Genomic DNA, 24,021 nt, shown 5'->3' on the forward strand with positions numbered 1-24,021 from the left:
CACTCTACATTTACACCGCAAACACTATATTTATTAACATATAAATAACTTTTTATTTACCGTAGAGGTCGCTATGTCTCTGTCAGTTACGCGTGAAAATTTTGATGAATGGATGATGCCTGTATACGCACCGGCTCCTTTTGTGCCGGTTCGCGGTGAAGGCTCGCGTCTGTGGGATCAGCAGGGCAAAGAGTATATCGATTTCGCGGGAGGCATTGCGGTTAACGCGCTGGGTCACGCACACCCGGCTTTGCGCGAAGCATTAAACGACCAGGCCGGTAAATTCTGGCATACCGGCAACGGCTACACTAATGAGCCGGTACTGCGGCTGGCGAAAAAACTGATTGATGCCACCTTTGCCGAGCGTGTCTTCTTCTGTAACTCCGGCGCAGAAGCCAACGAAGCGGCATTAAAACTGGCGCGAAAATATGCCCACGACCGTTTCGGCACGCAGAAAAGCGGCATCGTCGCGTTTAAAAATGCCTTCCACGGCCGCACGCTGTTTACCGTCAGCGCCGGGGGGCAGCCGGCCTATTCGCAGGATTTCGCGCCATTGCCGCCGGATATCCGCCATGCGGTGTATAACGATCTCGACTCTGCCAGCCAGCTGATTGATGACACCACCTGTGCGGTTATTGTTGAGCCGATTCAGGGTGAAGGCGGCGTGGTGCCTGCGACAAAGGCCTTTTTGCAGGGGCTGCGCGAACTCTGCGATCGCCACAATGCGTTGCTGATTTTTGATGAAGTGCAGACTGGCGTGGGACGTACCGGCGAACTGTATGCCTATATGCACTACGGCGTAACGCCGGATCTGCTGACCACGGCCAAAGCGCTGGGCGGTGGGTTCCCTATCGGGGCGCTGCTGGCGACCGAACCATGCGCAAGCGTTATGACGGTGGGCACGCACGGTACCACTTACGGCGGAAACCCGCTGGCTTCTGCGGTGGCCGGGAAACTGCTGGAGATCGTTAACACGCCGGAAATCCTCACTGGCGTAAAACAGCGTCACGACTGGTTTGTGGAGCGTATTAACGCCATTAACGAACGTTTGGGATTGTTTAGTGAAGTTCGTGGACTGGGTCTGCTGATTGGCTGTGTGCTGAATGCGGAGTTTGCCGGTAAAGCGAAGCTTATCTCGCAAGAGGCGGCCAATGTCGGTGTGATGGTGCTGATTGCTGGCGGTAACGTGGTGCGTTTTGCGCCTGCGCTGAACGTCAGCGAAGAAGAGGTTGCCAGCGGACTGGATCGCTTTGCGCTGGCCTGCGAACGTATTAAAGCAGGAGGTTCATCATGATGGTGATCCGTCCCATTGAACGCGCCGATATTACGGCGTTGATGCAGTTGGCCAGTAAGACCGGCGGTGGGTTGACCTCGCTTCCGGCTAACGAAGCCACGCTGATGGCGCGTATTGAGCGTTCACTGCAAACCTGGCAGGGCGACCTGCCAAAAAGTGAGCAAGGCTACGTTTTTGTACTCGAGGACAGTGCCACTGGTACCGTGGCCGGGATCTGCGCGATTGAAGTGGCGGTCGGGCTAAACGACCCCTGGTACAACTATCGCGTCGGGACGCTGGTCCATGCCTCGAAGGAATTGAACGTCTATAACGCGCTGCCGACGCTGTTTCTCAGTAACGATCACACCGGCAGCAGCGAACTTTGCACCCTGTTTCTTGATCCGGACTGGCGTAAAGAGGGCAACGGCTATTTGCTGTCGAAATCGCGCTTTATGTTTATGGCGGCATTCCGCGACCGGTTTAATGAAAAAGTGGTGGCCGAGATGCGCGGTGTGATTGATGAACACGGCTACTCCCCGTTCTGGCAGAGCCTCGGAAAACGCTTCTTTTCGATGGAGTTTAGCCGGGCCGATTTTCTTTGCGGCACCGGGCAAAAAGCCTTTATTGCCGAATTGATGCCCAAGCATCCTATCTATACCCACTTCCTGTCGGATGAAGCGCAAAGCGTGATTGGCGAAGTGCATCCGCAAACGGCCCCGGCGCGTGCGGTACTGGAGAAAGAAGGCTTCCGCTATCGCAACTATGTCGACATTTTCGACGGCGGACCGACGCTGGAATGCGATATCGACCGGGTGCGGGCGATTCGGAAAAGCCGACTGGTGGAGGTGGCTGAAGGCCAGCCAGCGCCGGGCGAGTATCCGGCCTGCCTGGTGGCGAATGAAAACTACCACAACTTCCGCGTCATGCTGGTGCGCGCCGATCCGCATACCCAGCGGCTGGTGCTGACGGCGGCGCAGCTGGATGCCCTGAAGTGCCATGCGGGTGACCATGTCCGTTTCGTTCGTCTTTGTGCAGAGGAGAAAACAGCATGACTTTATGGATAAACGGCGACTGGGTAACGGGCCAGGGCGAGCGTCGGGTTAAAACTAATCCGGTGGGCGGTGATGTACTGTGGCAAGGCCATGATGCAGATGCTACACAGGTGGCGCAGGCATGCCGCGCCGCACGTGCGGCGTTTGCGGGCTGGGCCAGGCAACCCTTTTCCGTGCGTCAGGCGGTGGTGGAAAAATTCGCCACATTGCTGGAGAGCAACAAAGCCGAGCTGACGACCATTATCGCCAGAGAAACCGGAAAACCACGCTGGGAAGCGGCCACCGAACTGACGGCGATGATCAATAAAATCGCCATTTCCGTGAAGGCGTACCACACGCGTACCGGGGAGCAACACAACGAATTACCGGATGGCGCGGCGACGTTACGCCATCGTCCGCACGGCGTGCTGGCGGTGTTTGGTCCGTATAACTTCCCCGGTCATCTCCCCAACGGTCATATCGTTCCGGCGCTGCTGGCGGGCAATACGCTGATTTTTAAACCCAGTGAATTGACGCCGTGGACCGGTGAAGCAGTGACCAAACTGTGGGAGCAGGCGGGGCTCCCTGCGGGCGTGCTAAACCTTGTGCAGGGTGGACGAGAAACCGGGCAGGCGCTGAGCGCGCTGGAAGACCTTGACGGTTTGCTGTTTACCGGTAGCGCCAATACCGGTTATCAACTGCATCGACAACTCTCCGGGCAGCCGGAAAAAATCCTCGCGCTGGAGATGGGGGGCAACAACCCGTTAATTATTGAGAACCCGGAAGATATTGATGCCGCCGTGCATCTGACTATTCAGTCGGCGTTTGTCACCGCCGGGCAGCGTTGCACCTGCGCCCGCCGTCTGCTGGTAAAAAAAGGGGCGCAGGGCGATGCGTTTCTGGCGCGCCTGGTTGAGGTCAGCCAGCGTTTACTGCCCGGCAAGTGGGATGACGAGCCGCAACCGTTTATCGGCGGACTGATATCTGAGCAGGCGGCGCAACACGTGTGTGATGCCTGGCAGCGTCTTGAGGCGTTAGGTGGGCGTACCTTGCTGGCGCCGCGACGGATAAAAGCAGGCACGTCACTGCTGGCGCCGGGTATTATTGAACTCACCGGTGTGTCCAATGTGCCGGATGAAGAGGTGTTTGGTCCACTGCTCGGCGTGTGGCGCTATGACAGTTTCGACGAGGCAATAAGCCTTGCGAACCGCACCCGATTTGGTCTGTCATGCGGATTGGTCTCACCGGATCGCAATCAGTTTGACCAGCTGTTGCTGGAAGCGCGGGCGGGCATCGTCAACTGGAATAAACCGTTGACCGGGGCGGCGAGTACGGCACCGTTTGGCGGAGTGGGGGCTTCAGGAAACCATCGTGCCAGCGCGTGGTATGCCGCAGATTATTGCGCCTGGCCAATGGCGAGTCTGGAATCACCGGCATTAACGTTGCCTGCGACGCTGAGCCCGGGTCTGGATTTTTCTCGTGGAGAAAAACGATGAAAGCGCGTGAGGTCAATTTCGATGGGCTGGTGGGGTTAACCCACCATTATGCGGGATTATCGTTTGGCAATGAGGCGTCGACCCGACACCGTTTTCAGGTGTCGAATCCCCGCCTGGCGGCGAAGCAGGGCTTATTAAAGATGAAAGCGCTGGCGGATGCCGGGTTTCCTCAGGCGGTGATCCCGCCGCATGAACGTCCGTATATTCCGGTTCTGCGTCAGCTCGGCTTCAGCGGTAGCGACGAGCAGATCCTGGAAAAGGTGGCGCGTCAGGCACCACACTGGCTTTCCAGCGCCAGTTCGGCCTCGCCGATGTGGGTGGCGAATGCGGCCACGGTCTGTCCTTCTGCCGATTCACTGGATGGGAAAGTACATCTGACGGTGGCGAACCTGAACAACAAATTTCACCGTTCACTGGAAGCGCCGACTACCGCAGCGTTATTACGGGCGATATTCCGTGATGAGCATGCTTTTGCGGTCCACAGCGCGCTACCACAGGTGGCGCTGCTGGGTGATGAAGGGGCGGCCAACCACAATCGGCTTGGCGGAGATTACGGTGCACCTGGCGTGCAGTTGTTTGTTTACGGTCGCGAGGAGGGGAATGCCTCACAGCCGAGGCGCTACCCGGCCAGACAATCGCGAGAGGCCAGCGAAGCGGTGGCGCGGCTGAACCAGGTTAATCCGCATCAGCTTATCTTTGCCCAGCAAAACCCGGAGGTTATCGATAGTGGCGTGTTCCATAACGACGTGATCGCGGTGTCGAATCGCCAGGTGCTGTTTTGCCATGAACAGGCGTTTGTCCGACAGCAGGCGCTGTTGAGCCAGCTACGCGCTCAGGTTGATGGGTTTACGGCGCTGGAAGTGCCTGCTGCGGAAGTGTCGGTGGCGGATGCGGTGGCAACGTATCTGTTTAACAGCCAGTTGTTGAGCCGTGATGATGGCTCAATGTTGCTGGTTTTACCACAGGAGTGTCGGGAGCATGCGGGGGTGTGGCGCTATCTGAACGGTCTACTGGACGCGGATAATCCGCTTGACGATCTGCGTGTCTTCGATCTGCGCGAGAGCATGTCTAACGGCGGCGGCCCGGCATGCCTGCGACTGAGAGTAGTGCTAACGCCACAGGAACTGCAGGCGGTGAATCCGGCGGTAATGATGAACGATTCGTTGTTCAATACGCTCAATAACTGGGTCGATCGTTACTATCGGGATCGGCTTACCGCCGCAGATCTTGCTGACCCTCAATTGTTACGTGAAGGGCGTGAAGCGTTGGATTCACTGACGCAACTGCTCAATCTCGGCTCGGTGTATTCTTTCCAGCAGGAGCGGGTACGCTATGGATAATTTTCTGGCCATCACCCTCGCGGGAACCTTGCCGGATATCACCCACGGTGAGGCTCATAGTTTTAGCTGGCGGTGGACAGGGCACGGGATGCTGGAGCTGACGCCGGTCGCCGAGGTTGATCGTTCGCTGGTGATCTCTGCAGGTATTCATGGCAATGAAACGGCACCGGTTGAGATGTTGGATGCGCTGCTGTCCGCACTTTTTCGTGGCGAGTTGACGCTGACATGGCGGTTGCTGGTGATTCTGGGCAATCCGCAGGCGCTGGCGGAGGGGAAGCGCTATTGCCATAGCGACATGAACCGTATGTTTGGCGGACGCTGGCAGATATTTGTCGAGAGCGGTGAAACGCGGCGCGCCCGCGAACTTGAGCTGTGCCTGGAAGCGTTTTATTCGCGCGCCAGGGAGTCCGTGCGCTGGCATCTGGATCTGCACACCGCCATTCGCGGCTCGCATCATCTGCGCTTTGGCGTACTGCCGCAGCGCAACGTGCCTTGGGACGAAAGGTTTCTGTCATGGCTGGGGGATGCGGGACTGGAGGCGCTGGTTTTTCACCAGACACCAGGCGGGACGTTTACCCATTTCAGCGGTGAGCATTTCGGTGCGCTGGCCTGTACGCTGGAGTTGGGTAAGGCCCTGGCGTTCGGGCAAAACGATTTGACGCAGTTTGCTTACACGGCGGAGGCGTTGGCGGCTTTGTTGCAAGGTGAGCGTGCATCATCAACGCAAACCACGCCGCTACGCTATCGCGTGGTGTCGCAAATCACGCGACACAGTGACGATTTCGTTCTTCATATGGACAACCAGACGCTGAATTTTACCCCCTTTAACGAGGGCACATTGCTGGCACAGGACGGCGATGAGCGTTTTGTTGTTACCCATGACGTTGAATATGTGCTGTTTCCTAATCCAAATGTGGCCTGCGGTTTACGCGCGGGGCTGATGCTGGAAAGGTTATAACCAATATCTTTCCCTCGGGGATGTTTCTGAGGGATTATTTTTGCGTGCCCTTTTTTGTCATTACGGATTATTCCTGGTAAGTTGCTTTATTAATAATCAGGCTTCAGGTATAGTTCTCCATAATCCTTTCAAAATCATCCTGTTGTAATATTTTATTGCAACTCTGCGTAATTTATTCTTTTTTTCTTCATAATTGGTGAAAGTTTGTTTTTTATACTTTCATTGTTTTACCGTTGCTCTGATTAATTGACGCTTCTATCGGTAAAGTTAATCTCGTCAACACGACATCCGATGAGATAAGTATCGTAAGAATGTCGTCAGAATAACTGAAAGGAAGGATAGAAATTATGCGTAAACTGACTGCTCTGTTTGTTGCCTCTACTCTGGCGCTCGGCGCTGCAAATCTGGCTCACGCCGCTGATACCACAACTACCGCTCCGGCCGATGCCAAACCGATGATGCACCATAACGGCAAGTTTGGCCCGCACCACGACATGATGTTTAAAGATCTGAATCTGACTGATGCGCAGAAACAGCAGATCCGCGACATTATGAAAGGCCAGCGCGATCAGATGAAACGTCCACCGCTGGAAGAACGCCGCGCAATGCACGATATCATCGCCAGTGACAGCTTCGACAAAGCGAAAGCCGAAGCGCAGATTGCGAAGATGGAAGAACAGCGCAAAGCCAATATGCTGGCGCATATGGAAACCCAGAACAAGATTTACAACATCCTGACGCCGGAACAGAAAAAACAGTTTAATGCCAATTTTGAGAAGCGTCTGACAGAACGCGCGGCGCAGAAAGGTAAAATGCCAGAGGCTGCTGAGTAACCGATTAGCGTCTACACTACATTATTCGCGCTGTGTCTGGGCATTGCTCAGGACGGCGCGAATCAAAACTCAAGACCGCCGGTCTTGTCCACAAAACGTTTAACGAGGTGGGCAGGATCGGCGGTTTTTTCTTTCCAGCCTATTGCACCCTGCAACCGACACGCTATCCTCCTGAAGCCTGCGAAAATTCTACCTGGATCAGCGTGTTAATCTTTTTTCTTAAAACGCCGGGATCCTCGCTAAGGCAAATCAACTCTGCTGCCGATAACAATAAATGTGCAGAGTGAACTTATGGCGGTCAGGGAGCGTCATGCTGACGTACCGCGCCTTTCTGGAGGGATGATGGAATACTTTGATATCCGCAAAATGCCGGTCAATCTCTGGCGCAATGGTGCGGGTGAAACGCGAGAGATTTGTTGTTTTCCGCCAGCGACCCGCGATTTTCACTGGCGGGCGAGTATCGCATCCATTGCCGCGAACGGTGAGTTTTCTCTTTTCCCGGGCGTTGAGCGAGTGATTACCCTGCTGGAAGGGGGCGAAGTGACCCTGGAAGGCGCCAATCCCTTCAGCCACACTCTGAAACAGCATCAACCGTTTACCTTTGCGGGCGATCGGGTAGTCAAAGCCAAACTGACGGAAGGGCAGATGTCGATGGACTTCAATATTATGACCCGTCGTGATGTCTGCCAGGCCAAAGTCAGGGTTGCGGATCGAACGTTTACCACCTTTGGTTCGCGCGGTGGTGTGGTGTTTGTGTTAAGCGGAGCCTGGCAGTTGGGCGATAAGTTACTGACGGCGGACCAGGGCGCATGCTGGCACGACGGCAAGCACACGCTGCGGTTGTTAAAAGCGGAAGGGAAGCTGCTGTTTAGTGAGATTAATTGGCTGCCGGGGCATTCGCCGGATCAAGTTCAATAATGTCATATTGACCAGACATTACTGGCTGGCAGAGAATTTTGTAACCATCATGGTCAAAGCCGGCAGGCATACGTGCCAGTGCAGCGGCTGCATCCAGTGATGAAACCGCACCCAGCCACAGCCAGTTATTGATGATGTGGTACTGGGTCATTTCAGCGCGGCTTTCTTTCAGCGCAATCGCATTGCTCCACGGCCAGCAGTTCACGCGCAGCCTTTCCAGTGCCGCCATCAGACGCAGATGATGCGCCTCGGGACTTTCTTTCCCACAGCAGGCTCCGGCGCAGCGTTTAAGCGCTGAGCGAAAGCATGCCCGACCGCGGCTCAGAGGTTCCAGTCCCAATAAACCGTAGCAAAGCTGGTGCTCATCGGCGATCGTCTGCAATGCCTGCAGCGCTGCGCGGCGGTGTGCAAACAGGCCGAATAAATTTGGGGCATGCGAGAAATCAACATTGCGTGCGTAGGAGACCTGAACCCTTTGCCCGGTTAACTGTAGGGCGCAAAGCTGGTGAGTGCGGCGCAGGCGTTTATTGAATAAAGGCTGTTGCTCTTTAATTAGCCGCGCCTCCAGTAAAAGGGCACCCATTTCGCCAGCCGTGCAAATCCAGGTAATACGCCGGGATTGATGCAGCATGGCCGCTTCGTCTGCTGTACGCAGATGCGACAGCACCCGGCTACGAATGTTGATACTTTTACCGATATAAAGGGGCATGGTGTCGCTTTCGCCGTGAAACAGGTAAACACCGGGCGCGGCCGGAAGCGCTTGCAAAAAGGGGCGCAGGTGCTCAGGGTATTCATAAATTGCAGCTGCTTCAAATACAAGACGAGGGGCTGATTGACGGCGTACCACGGTTTACTCCGGCTGCTGGTTATACATCCAGTATAGCCGAAGGGGGTTGATTAAAAAAGCGGCGTAAAGCCGGACAGACACGAACTCACCGCTATCCGGCTTTATGTGGGAAAGAGGGTTACGCTTTTTTCCAGAAATCGTCAAACACTGTAATGGGCGTGCGACGTTTGTGTTCCGTCTTTATATACCAGCCTTCAATTTTCTTCGCGATAGCATCATCCAGAATTTTGCCTTCCAGATAATCATCAATATTGTCATATGTTACGCCTAAGGCGGCTTCATCGGGCAGAGAAGGGCGATCGTCTTCAAGATCGGCGGTAGGCGCTTTCTTATATAAATGCTCCGGGCAACCCAGCGCGGCCAGCAGCTGTTTCCCCTGACGCTTGTTGAGGCGGAATAGTGGGTTAATGTCGGTGCCACCATCGCCATATTTGGTGAAAAAGCCGGTAATCGCTTCTGCAGCGTGATCGGTACCCACCACCACGCCGCTGGTCATTCCGGCGATGCTGTACTGTGCCTTCATACGTTCACGGGCTTTTTCATTGCCGCGCACAAAATCGCTCAGCTCAATACCGGCTTCACGTAATGCCTGCTCACTGGCCAGCACCGCTGCTTTAATATTGACGGTTAACACGCGATCCGGCTGAATGAAGGTGATGGCGTCCTGGCAGTCCTGTTCATCGGCTTGTACACCATAAGGCAGACGCACGGCAATAAACTGCAGCGCGTCGTTACCCGTTTCTTCACGCAGCTCAGAAATAGCCATCTGGCATAATTTTCCGGCGAGCGTTGAGTCCTGACCGCCGCTAATCCCTAATACCAGTGATTTCAAGAAGGGGTAGGTCTTCAGATACGATTTCAGAAAATCTACGCTGCGGCGAATTTCCTCTTCTGCATTAATATTTGGCTGCGCGCCCAGTGCCTGGATTATCTCTTGCTGCAGAGTCATCTAACCCCCTCCGAAAAATAAAATGATAAAAATATTCTCTGTTAAAGCTAACGCGTTGAGGCCCAAACGACAAGGGATGCAGCCTGATATCGCAGTATTTTGTTTTAATAGATTTTTCCGAAATGGTCTGAGTATCGACTGTTCGCTTGAAAAATGCGTTGTTGTGCTCCAGGCTTATATAACACGCTGAAAAACAAGAGGACGAAAAATGAACAAGAATCTAACAGGAATTCTGGGTGCAGCGGCGGTATTGACTATGCTGGCAGGCTGTACGGCTTACGATCGTACAAAAGACCAATTTGTTCAGCCCGTGGTGAAAGATGTGAAGAAAGGGATGAGCCGGGCGCAGGTAGCTCAGATTGCCGGCAAGCCGTCTTCTGAAGTGACAATGGTCCATGCTCGAGGGACGTGTCAGACTTACATCCTGGGTCAACGAGATGGTAAAGCAGAGACCTATTTTGTGGCATTAGATGATACAGGACATGTGATCAATTCTGGTTACCAGACCTGCGCCGAGTATGACACTGACCCGCAGGCGGCTAAGCAGTAAACCTGCTTATTGCCTGAGCACTCAACAGAACCGGCCATCGTGCCGGTTTTTTTGTGCGGCACGATCTTATTTATTGCCGCGAATTATTTGCCTGAAATGTGAGAGGAGTCATAGCGCCAGGTCAATGAGAGACAATTTAGTTGGTCAAGGAAATACCATCCCCGGATGTAATCCCGTATACTCATTTCAGCCACCTAAAAAAGTAATTTAGCTGACGCAAGTTACCCAGAGCATGGATGCAGGTGATGGCTTGCGGAGTGTCTGGTTAACAGATAATCGCTTATGAGGATCGTTTTTATGGAAAAGAAACACATTTATCTGTTTTGTTCTGCGGGCATGTCGACTTCCTTGTTAGTTTCGAAGATGCGTGCGCAGGCAGAGAAATACGAAGTCCCGGTTATTATTGAAGCATTCCCTGAAACACTGGCTGGGGAAAAAGGCCCTGTTGCTGACGTCGTGTTATTAGGTCCGCAAATTGCTTATATGTTACCCGAAATTCAGCGCTTGTTACCTAACAAGCCTGTAGAAGTGATTGACTCGCTGTTGTATGGCAAAGTCGATGGTTTAGGCGTGCTTAAGGCTGCAGTTTCAGCAATTAAAAAAGCCGCAGCAAATTAATTATATTTTTTAAATTTCCCGTCAAAGAGTTATTTCATTAACATTCACCGCAATATTTAATTGCGGTATTTAAGGGTATTTTTCTATGAGTAACGCTATTGCTTCACTTGAAAAGGTACTCCTTCCTTTTGCTGTAAAAATTGGAAAGCAACCACACGTTAATGCAATCAAAAACGGTTTTATTCGTTTAATGCCGTTAACCCTCGCAGGGGCTATGTTTGTATTAATCAATAACGTTTTCCTGAGCTTTGGGGAGGGGTCGTTTTTTTATTCAATGGGTGTCCGACTTGATGCTTCTACTATTGAGAATCTCAATAGTCTAAAAGGCATCGGTGGGAACGTTTATAACGGTACGCTGGGTATTATGTCATTAATGGCGCCATTCTTTATCGGGATGGCGATGGCGGATGAACGCAAGGTTGACTCCCTGGCCGCCGGCTTGCTCTCCGTGGCGGCATTTATGACCGTGACACCTTACAGCGTCGGCGAAGCCTATGCCGTTGGCGCCAACTGGTTGGGTGGGGCGAACATTATTTCCGGTATTATTATCGGCCTTGCCGTCGCAGAAATGTTCACCTTTGTGGTCCGTCGTAATTGGGTTATCAGATTACCTGATAGCGTCCCAGCCTCGGTCTCGCGCTCATTCTCGGCACTGATTCCTGGCTTTATCATTCTCTCCATTATGGGGATCATCGGCTGGGCACTGGCAATTTGGGGCACCAACTTCCACCAGATCATCATGGACTCTATTTCGACTCCGCTGGCATCGCTGGGCAGCGTGGTGGGCTGGGCCTACGTGATTTTTGTTCCGCTGCTGTGGTTCTTTGGTATTCACGGTTCACTGGCGTTGACCGCGCTGGACAGCGGTATCATGACGCCATGGGCGCTGGAAAACATCTCTATCTACCAACAGTTTGGCTCCGTAGACGCAGCGCTGGAAGCCGGTAAGACATTCCACGTCTGGGCGAAACCGATGCTGGATTCCTATATCTTCCTTGGCGGTAGCGGTGCAACCCTGGGCCTGATTATTGCTATCTTCCTGGCCTCCCGTCGTCCGGATTATCGTCAGGTGGCGAAACTGGCTCTGCCGTCAGGCATCTTCCAGATTAACGAACCGATTCTGTTCGGTCTGCCAATTATCATGAACCCGGTCATGTTCATCCCGTTCATTCTGGTTCAACCGATTCTGGCCGCGATTATGCTGGCTGCCTACTACACTGGCATTATTCCACCGATTACTAATATTGCACCGTGGACGATGCCAACTGGGTTAGGCGCGTTCTTTAACACCAACGGTAGCGTTGCTGCTCTGCTGGTGGCACTGTTCAACCTTGGGGTTGCCACGCTGGTATATCTGCCATTCGTCGTTGTCGCCAACAAAGCACAGAACGTTATTGATAAAGAAGAAAGCGAAGAAGATATCGCTAACGCATTGAAATTCTAAATTTAATCCGGCATGGCCCCCCGGTCATGCCGGACTGAACCAGAGGAAAAGAGTATGTTGGATATCGAAAATATCGTGGATACAGCGTCAGAAACTGAAGAACTTGAAGAAGTGGTGATGGGGCTTATCATCAATTCGGGGCAGGCGCGTAGCCTGGCATATGGTGCACTTAAGCTGGCCAAGCAGGGCGATTTTGAGGCGGCGAAGGCAATGATGGATCAGTCTCGCATGGCGCTGAACGAAGCGCACCTCGTACAAACCAAACTGATTGAAGGCGATCAGGGTGAAGGTAAAATGAAAGTGAGTCTGGTGCTGGTCCACGCGCAGGATCACCTGATGACCTCAATGCTGGCACGCGAGCTGGTGACAGAACTGATTGAGCTTCACGAGAAGCTGAAATAGCGAGGAGTGCATGATGCAATTACAGATTAACGCACCGGAAATCAAAACCGTTTATGAGCAGCAGCTGTTTAATGGCAAGAATTTCCATGTGTTTATCTATAACAAAACTGAGAGTATCAGTGGACTGCATCAGCATGACTACTATGAATTTACGTTGGTATTAACCGGTCGCTATTATCAGGAAATCAACGGTAAGCGTGTGCTGCTGGAACGTGGTGACTTTGTTTTTATCCCACTGGGATCGCATCACCAAAGTTTCTATGATTTCGGTGCCACGCGGATCCTTAACGTCGGTATCAGTAGACGTTTTTTTGAACAGCACTATCATCCTTTATTGCCGTTTTGTTTTGTTGCATCGCAGGTGTATCGGGCGAATAACTCCTTTCTCACCTATATCGAAACGGTCATTGCATCACTTAATTTTCGTGAGAGCGGGCTGGATGAATTTGTAGAAGTGGTCACCTTCTACATTATTAACCGGTTACGGCATCATCGTGAGGAACAAGTGTTGGATGATACGCCACAATGGCTGAAAACCACCGTGGAGACAATGCACGACAAACGCCAGTTTAGCGAGAATGCGCTGGAAAATATGGTCCAACTGTCGGCAAAGTCTCAGGAGTATCTGACGCGCGCTACCCAGCGTTACTACAGTAAAACACCGATGCAGATTATTAATGAAATCCGCATCAATTTTGCTAAAAAACAGCTGGAAATGACCAACTATTCGGTCACGGATATTGCGTATGAGTCTGGTTACAGCAGCCCAAGCCTGTTTATTAAAACGTTTAAAAAGCTGACGTCTTTTACACCTAATAGCTACCGGAAGAAGTTAACTGAATTTAATCAGTAAATCATATTCATCGATTATTCATTTTATACGTCTGCCCAGAATAATGCCGGGACTGCCACGCTATTCCTGACGCTCGGGCGGAGCGTAATACACGTCAGTGTTTTGACACTGAAGGGAGAAAGTATGAGCCAGAAATTAAAAGTCGTCACGATTGGTGGCGGGAGCAGCTACACCCCTGAGTTACTTGAAGGCTTTATTAAGCGTTATCATGAATTACCGGTATCTGAATTGTGGCTGGTTGATGTCGACGGCGGTAAAGAGAAGCTGGATATTATTTTCGACCTGTGTCAGCGCATGATCGACAAAGCCGGCGTGCCGATGAAGCTGTATAAAACGCTGGATCGTCGCGAAGCGCTGAAAGACGCTGACTTTGTGACCACGCAGCTGCGCGTTGGACAACTTAAAGCCCGCGAACAGGACGAGCGAATCCCGCTGAGCCACGGTTATCTGGGCCAGGAGACAAACGGCGCGGGCGGCTTGTTTAAAGGCTTACGGACTATTCCGGTTATTTTTGACATCGTGAAAGATGTTGAAGAACTGTGCCCGAATGCGTGGGTGATTAACTTTACTAACCCGGCCGGGATGGTGACTGAAGCTGTCTATCGCCATACGAATTTCAAGAGATTCATCGGGGTGTGTAATATTCCGATTGGCATGAAAATGTTTATTACCGACGTTCTGGCGTTAAAAGAGAGCGATGATTTATCTATCGATCTTTTCGGCCTGAACCATATGGTGTTTATTAAAGATGTGCTGGTCAACGGCAAGTCATGTTTCGACGAACTGCTCGACGGCGTGGCCTCGGGTCAACTAAAAGCGTCCACCGTGAAGAACATTTTCGACCTGCCGTTTAGCGAAGGATTGATTCGCTCGCTGAAACTGCTGCCGTGCTCGTATTTGCTTTACTACTTCAAGCCAAAAGAGATGCTGGCGATTGAAATGGGTGAATACTATAAGGGCGGTGCACGCGCGCAGGTTGTGCAAAAAGTGGAGAAACAACTTTTTGAGCTGTATAAAAATCCTGAACTGAATGTGAAACCGAAGGAGCTTGAGCAGCGCGGTGGGGCGTATTACTCCGATGCGGCGTGTGAAGTGATCAATGCCATCTACAACGACAAGCAGACCGAGCACTATGTCAACATTCCTCACCATGGTCATGTAGACAACATTCCTGCGGACTGGGCGGTTGAGATGACCTGTACGCTGGGGCGCAATGGCGCGACCCCGCATCCACGGATCACGCATTTTGATGAGAAAGTGCTTGGCCTGATCTATACGATTAAAGGTTTTGAGGTGGCGGCGAGTAATGCGGCTCTGAGCGGTGAATTTAATGATGTGCTGCTGGCGTTAAATCTGAGCCCGCTGGTGCATTCTGACCGCGACGCCGAAATTTTGGCGCGGGAACTGATCCTTGCCCATGAAAAATGGCTGCCAAACTTTGCCGGGTGCATTGAGAAACTCAAAAGCGAACAACACTGATTGAGGTCGGCTATGGAACGCGTACTGATTGTGAATGCGGATGATTTTGGCCTGAGTAAAGGGCAAAACTATGGCATTGTTGAGGCGTGTCGCAATGGCGTTGTCACCTCGACAACGGCGCTGGTCAACGGCGAGGCCATTGACCATGCGGTGCAGTTGAGTCGCGAACTTCCTGAACTGGCTGTTGGCATGCATTTTGTGCTGACGTTGGGGAAGCCGCTGACGGCAATGCCGGGACTGACTCGCGACGGACTGCTGGGGAAATGGATCTGGCAGATGGCCGAGGAGGACACCTTGCCGCTGGATGAAATTTCGCACGAGCTGGCCGCACAGTATCAGCGTTTCATCGACCTGTTTGGTCGGGAGCCGACGCATCTGGATAGCCATCACCATGTGCATATGTTTCCACAGATTTTCCCTGTAGTGGCGGATTTTGCGGCCCAGCGTGGTATTGCATTACGTATCGATCGCCAGGCAGTATTTGAGGCCTCTGACTTACCGATTACGTTGCGCACGTCGCAGGGATTTAGCAGCGAGTTTTACGGCGAGGCGATTTCCGAAGAACTGTTTTTGCAGGTGCTCGACGCCTCTGCAGACAGGGGCGAGTCCTCGCTGGAAGTGATGTGCCACCCGGCCTTTGTCGATAACATCATTCGACAAAGCGCCTACTGTTACCCCCGCTTAACTGAACTTGATGTGCTGACGTCTCCGGTATTGAAATATGCTATTGCGGAGCGCGGTTATCGTCTCGGCAGTTTTCTGAACGTGTAATTCCTGAGTTTGCGGCGCGTCAATGCGCCGCATTTTTTTAGGCCGGAATGGTGTCGACTTTTCCGCTGCGAGACCAGACGCGGTGCGCGGTCATGAGCGCCAGCAAGGTATCCATAAACTGCGCATCTGCGCTGTCCGCTTCAACAATCCCTTCTTCACCCTGATTGCTAACCTGCAGCACGGCTTTCAACTGACGCGCATCGCCTGCCAGCGCAATAGGTTTCAAATGTTTGTACGCTTCGAGTAAATAGTAACGGGCATCGCCGCGCATTTCGATATCCGCAATATTGCCGCAAGGCACAATAACGGCATCCACGGTCAGTGATGGCGAACCGGCAAAGGTACCGGCGATGTTCAGCACCGAGCCATCGTCGGCAACCACGTTCCCCATCCGCGAATAGAGCAATTTTGCATGCACACCGCGGGACTGGAGTGCTTGCATAATGGTGAGCATATCGGCCGATCTGGCCTCGTCATTCAGCAAAATGGCCACTATCCTGCCTTTGATCTCGCCTTGTGTCCCTGCGTATAAACTGAGTGATGGGGCGTCAGTTAATCCATTGACGTCCGCAGGCGGGGCGATTTTCAGCTGTTCGTCGGTCAGTTCAAAACCGAGGTTGTCGGCAACAGATTGTGCAAGGCGGGTATCAATGTGCGCCAGTTGTTCAACCACTCTCTCGCGGATATACGGGCGGGTGACTTTGCTCAGTTCAAAACTGAATCCGCCAACAATATGCTGCTGCTCAATAGGTGTTTGACTGAGCCAGAACAGGCGCGGGTGCGCATAGTATTCGCCGAAAGAGGGGCTTCTTTCCCGGATCTTACAGCCTTCAATACGTTCCTGATACGATTCAAAACCCCCGCGTTTAGGGCCAGGTGGCGTTTCGCGCGGCCAGTTATCATTGATCGAGTTTGGTTCGTAGTTGGCCGGGTTGGTATCAATATCCATACGATGCATGCCGTCACGCTGGAAATTGTGATACGGGCAGGTCGGGCGGTTAATCGGAGTTTCATGGAAGTTAGGTCCGCCCAGACGGCTGATCTGCGTATCGGTATACGAAAACAGTCTGCCCTGTAGCAGCGGATCGTTGGTGAAATCAATGCCGGGGACGATGTGACCAGGATGGAACGCGACCTGCTCGTTTTCGGCAAAGAAATTATCCGGGTTACGGTTAAGCACCATTTTTCCGACACGCTGAACCGGAACCAGTTCCTCTGGAATCAACTTTGTCGGGTCGAGCAGATCAAAATCGAATTTAAACTCGTCCTCTTCCGCAATCAGTTGCAGTCCCAGCTCATATTCCGGGTAATCACCGGCTTCGATGGCTTCCCACAGATCGCGACGGTGGAAGTCAGGGTCTCGACCGGTCAGTTTTTGCGCTTCATCCCACACCAGAGAGGCTTTGCCGGCCAGGGGTTTCCAGTGGAAACGTACAAAGGTGGCTTTGCCCTGCGCGTTAATCAGTCGAAACGTGTGGATACCAAAGCCTTCCATCGTGCGATAGCTGCGAGGGATGCCGCGGTCTGACATAGCCCACATCACGTTATGCAGTGTTTCTGGCTGTAAAGAGACGTAATCCCAGAAGGTATCATGTGCGCTTTGCCCTTGCGGAATGGCCCAGTGCGGTTCTGGTTTAACCGCGTGGACAAAGTCCGGGAATTTATGGGCATCCTGGATAAAAAACACCGGCGTATTATTTCCTACCAGGTCAAATATCCCCTCTTCGGTATAAAACTTTGTGGCAAATCCGCGAATATCCCGGACCGTATCTGCTGAACCGGCGCCGCCCTGGACGGTGGAGAAGCGCACAAAAACCGGGGTTATCTTATTTGCCTCGCACAGGAAGTCGGCTTTGGTGACGGCACTTAAATCGGCATAGGACTGAAAGTAACCATGCGCGGCGGAGCCACGGGCATGGACGATTCTTTCCGGAATGCGTTCGTGATCAAAATGAGTAATCTTCTCACGCAGAATAAAGTCCTCAAGTAGCGTCGGCCCACGGTTTCCGGCGCGTAATGAGTTTTGATCGTCTGCGATGCGCACACCCTGGTTAGTGGTCAGGGCAAAATCTTCACTGCCTTTACGGAAAGGCTCCAGTGAGTTGAGTTTGTCATTAAAAGTGTCGGGGGCCTTTGCGCTACCGGGGGAAGTAGGCTGCATGCCCGGCGGTGTGGGTTTAGGGAGTGGCTTATGTGAGCCGTCTGCGGGAGCCAGAGAATCAAGCCCTGGTCTGGATTCGCTGGCATCATGAACCGGCGCCGGGTGATTGAGTGGATGCTTGTCATTCTGCGACATGAACTCGTCTCCTGTTTTCATTGCTGAAAGGGTCGTTGTTACTGTCAAAAACATTAACTATAGACCACGCATCCAGTTGGGCCGGGTTCCGTTGAAGGAGAATACTGCAATGAACAAGGCAAACAGCGTACGCAAGGCAGGACGGCAGGGCGCAAAATCGGCTAAGATAGCGTTTTTCTGATTTTTAGAATTTGTCTTTAGTGAAGCAACTGATTATGAAACCTCTTCGCCAACAAAATCGCAAGGTTATCAGCTACGTTCCGCGTGTGGAGCCCGCGCCACCAGAGCATGCGATAAAAATGGATGCGTTTCGTGACGTATGGATACTGCGTGGAAAATATGTCGCTTTTGTCTTAATGGGAGAGGCGTTTCAACGTTCGCCTGCGTTTACGGTGCCGGAGTCGGCGCAACGCTGGGCCAACCAGATCCGTCAGGAAAACGAACTGAGCGAGTAATGGGATATAAAAAAAACGCCGGAGCGTGATACTCCGGCGTTTTTTTACGTTTCAGGAAACCGGTTTAACGGTGCGCCAGTTCGGCGTTATCGTCACTGTCCAGAATCGTTTTGTCGGTTTGCTTCAACCACTGGCTGGTGAGCGTACCGGCGGTCATGGAACCGCTCACGTTCAGCGCGGTACGACCCATATCGATCAGCGGTTCTACGGAAATCAGGAGAGCGACCAACGTAACCGGCAGGCCCATCGCCGGCAGCACGATCAGCGCGGCAAACGTTGCACCGCCACCCACGCCCGCAACACCGGCGGAGCTAACGGTCACAATACCGACCAGCGTCGCAATCCACATTGGGTCGAGCGGGTTAATCCCCACGGTTGGTGCAACCATCACCGCCAGCATTGCCGGGTACAGGCCCGCACAACCGTTTTGACCAATCGTGGCGCCAAAAGAGGCAGCAAAGCTGGCAATCGACTCAGGCACGCCCAGGCGACGGGTTTGTGCTTCCACGTTCAGCGGAATAGACGCAGCGCTGGAGCGGCTGGTGAAGGCAAACGTCAGCACCGGCCAAACTTTACGGAAGTATTTCAGCGGGCTCACGCCGTTAATACCCAGCAGAATACCGTGTACCACGAACATGATGCCCAGACCGAGGTACGAAGCCACCACGAAGCTGCCCAGCTTAATAATGTCCTGCAGATTGGAGCCTGCAACCACTTTGGTCATCAGTGCCAGAACACCGTACGGCGTCAGTTGCATCACCAGGCGAACCAGCTTCATTACCCAGCTTTGCAGGGTATCGATGGCAGTTAATACGCGCTCGCCTTTCGGCGCGTCATCTTTCAACAACTTCAGGGCTGCGACGCCAAGGAAAGCGGCGAAGATAACGACGCTGATAATGGAGGTTGGGTTAGCGCCAGTGAGATCGGCAAACGGGTTTTTCGGGATAAACGACAGCACCAATTGCGGCACGCTCAGGTCGGCAACTTTACCCACGTAGTTGGTTTCAATGGCGTTCAGACGGGCGGTTTCAGCGCCACCCTGTACCAGTCCATCTGCCGTCAGGCCGAACAGGTTAGTGACCAGCACCCCGACCAGCGCGGCGATAAGCGTAGTAAACAGCAGCGTCCCGATGGTCAGGAAGCTAATTTTCCCCAGCTGAGAGGCGTTGTGCAGACGCGCAACGGCGCTGAGGATAGAGGCAAATACCAGCGGCATGACGATCATTTGCAGCAGTTGGACATAGCCGTTGCCGACAATGTTGAACCACTGTACGGAATCTTTCAGTACCTGGCTGTCGGAGCCATATATGGTGTGCAGGGCAAGGCCAAATACCACGCCCATGACCAGACCAACCAGTACTTTTTTGGCCAGACTCCACTGTTTGTGACGGGCTTGCGCCAGCACGAACAGCAGTACAACGAACACGATAATGTTCGCGATTAATGGAAAGTTCATCCCCGTTCTCCTGATCTTTTTTTATGTATCACCGAACTACAGTGATTCTGTTGGCGCAAGATTAGCAGAACTGTGACTTGCCTCTTATATTCAAATGGAATTGTTTATGCCAAAAATGACATTTTGGCCGATTTCTTAATCAGCCTGGTGTTTTATAAAACGATTAAACTGTATTTGTAGCGTATTAATCATCTGCGATGACCAGCGCACCGCACTATTTTCAGGCAAAGTTTGTGGCATCCAGATAGCCCAGGCAAACAGCGCCATGCATAAAAAACGCTCCAGCTGGTTGCCTTTTTGCGGTACGAGGATCGGCAGGCGAAAGCGCCAGCGGCAGGGCCACAGCAGAGGAACGCCGGCCGGAGTCAGCATATCGGCCAGAATATGGCTAAGGTAGCCGAGTACCATCCCCTGTAACGCATCCGCCGGGATTATCCAGGTCTCGGGTACCTTCAAATAGAATGTCGCCAGCAAGGCAAATACCGCCAGCAGGCTATGTGTAAACCCGCGATGACCAAATGCCCGGGCAATAGGCTTTGAGACCCACTTCAGACGCTGCCCCAGCAACGATTTGGGATGATCGATATCGGGCAGCAAGCAGGTCAAAATAGCTGAAGGGACAATATGCCACCAGTCACCCTGCGCGAGAACGGGCGTCAGTTCGGCATTTTTGGCAAATACCGCACAGGCAATAGAAAAAAGGAGGTGGCCTTCCGCCGTCATGATTAAACCCAATGAACTGTCAATTCATACAGTATAGGGGTTTTATACAGTAGGCGGAAGAGGTGACGTTGTAACCCTTTGTCACAAATAGGCGATTAACGCGCCAGCCAGCCGCCATCGACGGCCAGTGTATAGCCATTAATGTAGTCAGAGGCGCGGCTGGCAAGGAATACCGCCGGGCCTTTCAGATCGTCAGGCGTACCCCAGCGTCCGGCCGGAATACGGTCGACAATCTGCTGGTTACGGTCGGCATCGTCGCGCAGTTGCTGTGTATTGTTGGTCGCCATATATCCCGGAGCAATGGCATTGACGTTAATACCCTGAGCGGCCCATTCATTGGCCAGAAGGCGGGTTATCCCCAGCACGCCGCTTTTTGATGCGGTGTAGGAAGGTACGCGGATACCGCCCTGGAACGAGAGCATCGACGCAATATTGATGATTTTTCCGCCCTGACCCTGGGTCAGGAATTGCCTGGCGACAGCTTGTGACAAGAAGAAAACGGATTTGAGATTCAGGTTCATCACATCATCCCAGTCTTGCTCACTAAAGTTCAGGGCGTCCTCGCGGCGAATGGTTCCCGCGTTATTGACCAGAATATCGATCCGACCAAAGGAGGAGACTGTTTGCGTCACGATCTCGTTCAGCGAGTCCTGCTGGCTGAGGTCGGCCTGAATGGTTAGAAAGCGTCGCCCGAGCGCATGGATTTTCTCAGCGGTTTGTAAAGGAATTTTACGATTGACGCCGACCACGTCGCAGCCAGCCTCCGCCAGCGCGACCGCCATACCTTGCCCAAGCCCGGTATCACATCCGGTGACGATAGCCACTTTACCCTCAAGACGAAAAGCATCCAAAATCATATTCACCTCGGCTATCAAATAGTTTTAACGCGTGCTGTGGGTGAAAGAATAGGAGAGGCTGGCAGGAAATACAATTAAAAATGAAACAACGTTTCAAAAATATGACTAACCTGGCAAAACGGGCAATACAATCATTGCCCATCAGGGAATTATCCGCGCAGATGCGCGATGGTGAGGTCGGCCAGTGAGGTGAGTTTAACGTCGGCGAGAACAAAGCGAGCATCGTCCTGATTCTCATGTGCAGGTACAACGATAGAGCGCATGCGTGCCGCTTTAGAGGCAATCATACCGTTAACCGAGTCTTCCAGCGCCACGCAGGATAACGGATCTACTCCCAGCCTGGCTGCACAATCAAGGTAGACCTGAGGGTGCGGTTTGCTGTAAGGCAATTTCTCTGCCGAGGCCAGCGCGTCAAAACTGCCGCGAAGGTCAAACATCGTCAGCACTTTTTCCAGCATATGCAGCGGCGAGGCCGATGCCAGTCCCACCAGTATGCCTTGCGATTTACACAGCGCCACGGCTTCACGTACGCCTGGCAGCAGCGGTTTTGTCTCTTCAACCAGGGCGATAGCACGGGTGATAATGCGGTCTGTTACCTCCTGGCGAGAAGGGCCACTCCACGGTTGCTGGGCGAACCACAGATCAACAACCATATCGATACGCAGCCCCAGCGTATCGGGGAGTTCATGGCGGCGGGTGATATCTACGCCTAAACTTGCGATCACATCCAGTTCAGCCTGATCCCAGAGCGGTTCTGAATCGACCAGTAATCCATCCATATCGAAAATTGCAGCAAGAATTTGACGCGGGGTTGACATCACAACCTCTCCTTTGAACATGAAACAGCAGGGATTAAGAGTCTGGTTGAACCGGCTCTCAGCGTTCATTATGGTTAATCCTCGATTATACCGCCTTTAAAGATCAGGCGAAAATGGTTATCAGCGGGTAAACTTAGGCCAAAATGACACGTCTTTATCAAGGGGAACTCATGACGTATCAACAAGCTGGACGCATTGCTGTCTTGAAAAGGCTGGTGGGATGGGTAATTTTCATCCCGGCGCTGATTTCAACGCTGGTTTCAGTACTGAAGTTTATGTATGCGCACAGTGAAAAGCAGGAGGGGATTAACGCGGTGATGCTCGACTTTGCCCACGTGATGATTGACATGATGCGGGTAAATACACCCTTTCTGAATCTGTTTTGGTATAACTCACCGACACCTGATTTCCAAAGCGGACTGAATCTCGTTTTCTGGCTGATTTTTATTCTTATTTTTATCGGACTGGCGATGCAGGATTCGGGCGCTCGCATGAGCCGTCAGGCTCGTTTTTTACGTGAAGGCGTTGAAGATCAGCTGATTCTGGAGCAGGCGAAGGGCAGTGAAGGGCTGTCGCGTGAGCAAATTGAGTCGCGTATTGTCGTGCCGCACCACACGATTTTCCTGCAAATATTCCCGCTCTATATTTTGCCTGTGATTGTTATCGTGATTGGCTATTTCTTCTTTTCTCTGCTGGGCTTTTTGTAAGTGCGTCACTATCAGGCCCGCGCGAGAGCTACGGGCCTGATTAGCAAAGAACATCCGCTATATATCCGTTAAGCCGCCAGTAACCTGTCCATCGCTTTCTGCGCCACCACCAGATGTTGCCCGCCGAACAGAATCGCCCGATTCAGCAGCGTATAAAGCTGATAGACAGGCTGCCTGTCGAGAAAATCCAGCGGCAGGGGGGAAACCGACTGATAGCCGTCATAAATTTGCGGCGGCTGATCGGTATGTAACGGCAGCATTGCCAGGTCGCACTCTCTGTCGCCCCAATAGCAGGCGGGGTCAAAGATGTAGGGACCATGAGGGCCAAGGGCGCAGTTTCCCGACCACAAATCGCCATGCAGTAGTGAGGGCTGTGGCTGGTGTGATGACAAACGCTGCTGAACGTGGTCGACAATGGCGTCAATATTGCCAAACGCGATCCCCTTTTCGGCCGCGAGTTCCAACTGCCAGCCAATGCGCTGCTCCGCAAAAAAGGTTGACCAGCGGCGTTGCCAGGTATTGGGTTGTGGCGTGGTGGAGAGCGCATTGTCGAAGTCGAGGCCAAACTGTGGCTGATCGCTCCACTCATGAAGATGCGCAAGCTGTTGTCCGAGGATAAAGGCGTTGTGGGCATCAAGTGGACGGGGAGGGAGAAAATCCATCACCAGAAAGCTGTAGTCTCTGTCTGCACCGACCGCCCAGACTTTTGGGACTGAAACGGTATTGCTGCGGGAAAGCAGCTCCAGCTGGTCGGCTTCCGCCGTAAAGCCGGTTAACAGCTCCCTTTCATCGCATTTGACGAAAAAATCGCGCCCCGCATAGCGTAAATGCCATGCGGCGTGGATCTCACCGCCGGGCAGTTCATTACGCAGCTCGATTTCGCCTTCACCGAGTTGCTCGCTTAAAAGACGACTGATAGCCTGCCACATGATGTCTCTCCCCATGTT

24 protein-coding genes are annotated in these 24,021 nt (G+C 52.7%); 16 read left to right on the forward strand and 8 right to left on the reverse strand.

The window, feature by feature from the left end:
• Positions 1-73 precede the first annotated feature (73 nt).
• From IMQ48_RS11110 to ves, 7 genes are all read left to right on the forward strand, one after another.
• Positions 74-1,294 carry an aspartate aminotransferase family protein gene (locus IMQ48_RS11110; protein ID WP_196209074.1) on the forward strand — a complete coding sequence of 407 codons (1,221 nt, stop codon included), beginning with the start codon at positions 74-76 and terminating at the stop codon, positions 1,292-1,294.
• Complete coding sequence (gene astA, locus IMQ48_RS11115; protein WP_181499318.1) at positions 1,291-2,325, forward strand: arginine N-succinyltransferase; 1,035 nt, start codon at positions 1,291-1,293, stop codon at positions 2,323-2,325. The genes IMQ48_RS11110 and astA overlap by 4 nt, the downstream gene beginning before the upstream one ends.
• Positions 2,322-3,800: a succinylglutamate-semialdehyde dehydrogenase gene (gene astD, locus IMQ48_RS11120; RefSeq protein ID WP_196209075.1), complete on the forward strand. Its 1,479-nt coding sequence runs from the start codon at positions 2,322-2,324 to the stop codon at positions 3,798-3,800. The genes astA and astD overlap by 4 nt, the downstream gene beginning before the upstream one ends.
• Positions 3,797-5,140: an N-succinylarginine dihydrolase gene (astB, locus tag IMQ48_RS11125; RefSeq protein WP_196209076.1), complete on the forward strand. Its 1,344-nt coding sequence runs from the start codon at positions 3,797-3,799 to the stop codon at positions 5,138-5,140. The genes astD and astB overlap by 4 nt, the downstream gene beginning before the upstream one ends.
• Complete coding sequence (gene astE, locus IMQ48_RS11130) at positions 5,133-6,098, forward strand: succinylglutamate desuccinylase (RefSeq protein ID WP_196209077.1); 966 nt, start codon at positions 5,133-5,135, stop codon at positions 6,096-6,098. The genes astB and astE overlap by 8 nt, the downstream gene beginning before the upstream one ends.
• A gap of 347 nt (positions 6,099-6,445) precedes the next feature.
• Positions 6,446-6,931, forward strand: coding sequence for an ATP-independent periplasmic protein-refolding chaperone Spy (spy, locus tag IMQ48_RS11135; protein WP_096757276.1), 486 nt, complete (start codon positions 6,446-6,448; stop codon positions 6,929-6,931).
• Between the two features lie 342 nt (positions 6,932-7,273).
• Positions 7,274-7,849, forward strand: coding sequence for an environmental stress-induced protein Ves (gene ves / locus IMQ48_RS11140; protein ID WP_196209179.1), 576 nt, complete (start codon positions 7,274-7,276; stop codon positions 7,847-7,849).
• On the opposite strand, the gene cho is transcribed toward ves, so the two are convergent.
• Together cho and nadE are read right to left on the reverse strand one after the other, a co-directional pair.
• The gene (cho, locus tag IMQ48_RS11145) at positions 7,809-8,696 is read right to left on the reverse strand and encodes an excinuclease Cho (RefSeq protein WP_196209078.1); all 888 of its coding nucleotides are present in this window, start codon (positions 8,694-8,696) and stop codon (positions 7,809-7,811) included. The genes ves and cho overlap by 41 nt on opposite strands.
• Positions 8,697-8,814: 118 nt before the next feature.
• Entirely contained in the window at positions 8,815-9,645 is an 831-nt protein-coding gene (nadE, locus tag IMQ48_RS11150) for an ammonia-dependent NAD(+) synthetase (protein ID WP_196209079.1), read from the reverse strand.
• Between the two features lie 208 nt (positions 9,646-9,853).
• On the opposite strand from nadE, the gene osmE reads away from it, so the two are divergent.
• The 7 genes from osmE (at position 9,854) to chbG (ending at position 15,762) form a co-directional block, all read left to right on the forward strand.
• Positions 9,854-10,195 carry an osmotically-inducible lipoprotein OsmE gene (gene osmE, locus IMQ48_RS11155; protein WP_181619273.1) on the forward strand — a complete coding sequence of 114 codons (342 nt, stop codon included), beginning with the start codon at positions 9,854-9,856 and terminating at the stop codon, positions 10,193-10,195.
• A gap of 297 nt (positions 10,196-10,492) precedes the next feature.
• The gene (gene chbB, locus IMQ48_RS11160; RefSeq protein WP_196209080.1) at positions 10,493-10,813 is read left to right on the forward strand and encodes a PTS N,N'-diacetylchitobiose transporter subunit IIB; all 321 of its coding nucleotides are present in this window, start codon (positions 10,493-10,495) and stop codon (positions 10,811-10,813) included.
• An 85-nt stretch (positions 10,814-10,898) separates the two neighbouring features.
• The gene (gene chbC / locus IMQ48_RS11165; protein WP_196209081.1) at positions 10,899-12,257 is read left to right on the forward strand and encodes a PTS N,N'-diacetylchitobiose transporter subunit IIC; all 1,359 of its coding nucleotides are present in this window, start codon (positions 10,899-10,901) and stop codon (positions 12,255-12,257) included.
• Between the two features lie 54 nt (positions 12,258-12,311).
• Positions 12,312-12,659 (forward strand): PTS N,N'-diacetylchitobiose transporter subunit IIA, encoded by a 348-nt coding sequence (gene chbA, locus IMQ48_RS11170; protein WP_196209082.1) that lies wholly within the window; start codon positions 12,312-12,314, stop codon positions 12,657-12,659.
• 10 nt (positions 12,660-12,669) lie between these two features.
• The gene (gene chbR / locus IMQ48_RS11175; RefSeq protein ID WP_196209083.1) at positions 12,670-13,512 is read left to right on the forward strand and encodes a transcriptional regulator ChbR; all 843 of its coding nucleotides are present in this window, start codon (positions 12,670-12,672) and stop codon (positions 13,510-13,512) included.
• Positions 13,513-13,635: 123 nt separating this feature from the next.
• Positions 13,636-14,991, forward strand: a complete 1,356-nt coding sequence (locus tag IMQ48_RS11180; protein WP_196209084.1) for a 6-phospho-beta-glucosidase — start codon at positions 13,636-13,638, stop codon at positions 14,989-14,991.
• Positions 14,992-15,003: 12 nt separating this feature from the next.
• Complete coding sequence (gene chbG, locus IMQ48_RS11185; protein ID WP_196209085.1) at positions 15,004-15,762, forward strand: chitin disaccharide deacetylase; 759 nt, start codon at positions 15,004-15,006, stop codon at positions 15,760-15,762.
• Between the two features lie 37 nt (positions 15,763-15,799).
• Here the strand turns inward: chbG and katE are convergent, their stop codons facing one another.
• Positions 15,800-18,058 carry a catalase HPII gene (gene katE, locus IMQ48_RS11190; RefSeq protein WP_196209086.1) on the reverse strand — a complete coding sequence of 753 codons (2,259 nt, stop codon included), beginning with the start codon at positions 18,056-18,058 and terminating at the stop codon, positions 15,800-15,802.
• 191 nt (positions 18,059-18,249) lie between these two features.
• Here katE and cedA point away from each other — a divergent pair, with 191 nt between their 5' ends.
• Positions 18,250-18,513: a cell division activator CedA gene (cedA, locus tag IMQ48_RS11195; protein ID WP_196209087.1), complete on the forward strand. Its 264-nt coding sequence runs from the start codon at positions 18,250-18,252 to the stop codon at positions 18,511-18,513.
• Between the two features lie 64 nt (positions 18,514-18,577).
• Here the strand turns inward: cedA and tcyP are convergent, their stop codons facing one another.
• The 4 genes from tcyP to hxpB all read right to left on the reverse strand — a co-directional run bounded on the left by tcyP (position 18,578) and on the right by hxpB (position 22,367).
• Complete coding sequence (gene tcyP, locus IMQ48_RS11200) at positions 18,578-19,969, reverse strand: cystine/sulfocysteine:cation symporter (RefSeq protein ID WP_096757263.1); 1,392 nt, start codon at positions 19,967-19,969, stop codon at positions 18,578-18,580.
• A gap of 135 nt (positions 19,970-20,104) precedes the next feature.
• Positions 20,105-20,692 (reverse strand): metal-dependent hydrolase, encoded by a 588-nt coding sequence (locus tag IMQ48_RS11205; protein WP_196209088.1) that lies wholly within the window; start codon positions 20,690-20,692, stop codon positions 20,105-20,107.
• A 95-nt stretch (positions 20,693-20,787) separates the two neighbouring features.
• Positions 20,788-21,549 (reverse strand): 2-dehydro-3-deoxy-D-gluconate 5-dehydrogenase KduD, encoded by a 762-nt coding sequence (kduD, locus tag IMQ48_RS11210; protein WP_196209089.1) that lies wholly within the window; start codon positions 21,547-21,549, stop codon positions 20,788-20,790.
• A 149-nt stretch (positions 21,550-21,698) separates the two neighbouring features.
• Positions 21,699-22,367, reverse strand: coding sequence for a hexitol phosphatase HxpB (gene hxpB, locus IMQ48_RS11215; RefSeq protein ID WP_196209090.1), 669 nt, complete (start codon positions 22,365-22,367; stop codon positions 21,699-21,701).
• A gap of 170 nt (positions 22,368-22,537) precedes the next feature.
• On the opposite strand from hxpB, the gene IMQ48_RS11220 reads away from it, so the two are divergent.
• Complete coding sequence (locus IMQ48_RS11220; protein ID WP_115258665.1) at positions 22,538-23,074, forward strand: YniB family protein; 537 nt, start codon at positions 22,538-22,540, stop codon at positions 23,072-23,074.
• A 68-nt stretch (positions 23,075-23,142) separates the two neighbouring features.
• Here the strand turns inward: IMQ48_RS11220 and IMQ48_RS11225 are convergent, their stop codons facing one another.
• Positions 23,143-24,003 carry a fructosamine kinase family protein gene (locus tag IMQ48_RS11225; RefSeq protein WP_196209180.1) on the reverse strand — a complete coding sequence of 287 codons (861 nt, stop codon included), beginning with the start codon at positions 24,001-24,003 and terminating at the stop codon, positions 23,143-23,145.
• Between the last annotated feature and the right edge of the window lie 18 nt (positions 24,004-24,021).

This window comes from Citrobacter sp. Res13-Sevr-PEB04-36, from assembly GCF_015672735.1.
GTDB lineage: Bacteria > Pseudomonadota > Gammaproteobacteria > Enterobacterales > Enterobacteriaceae > Citrobacter.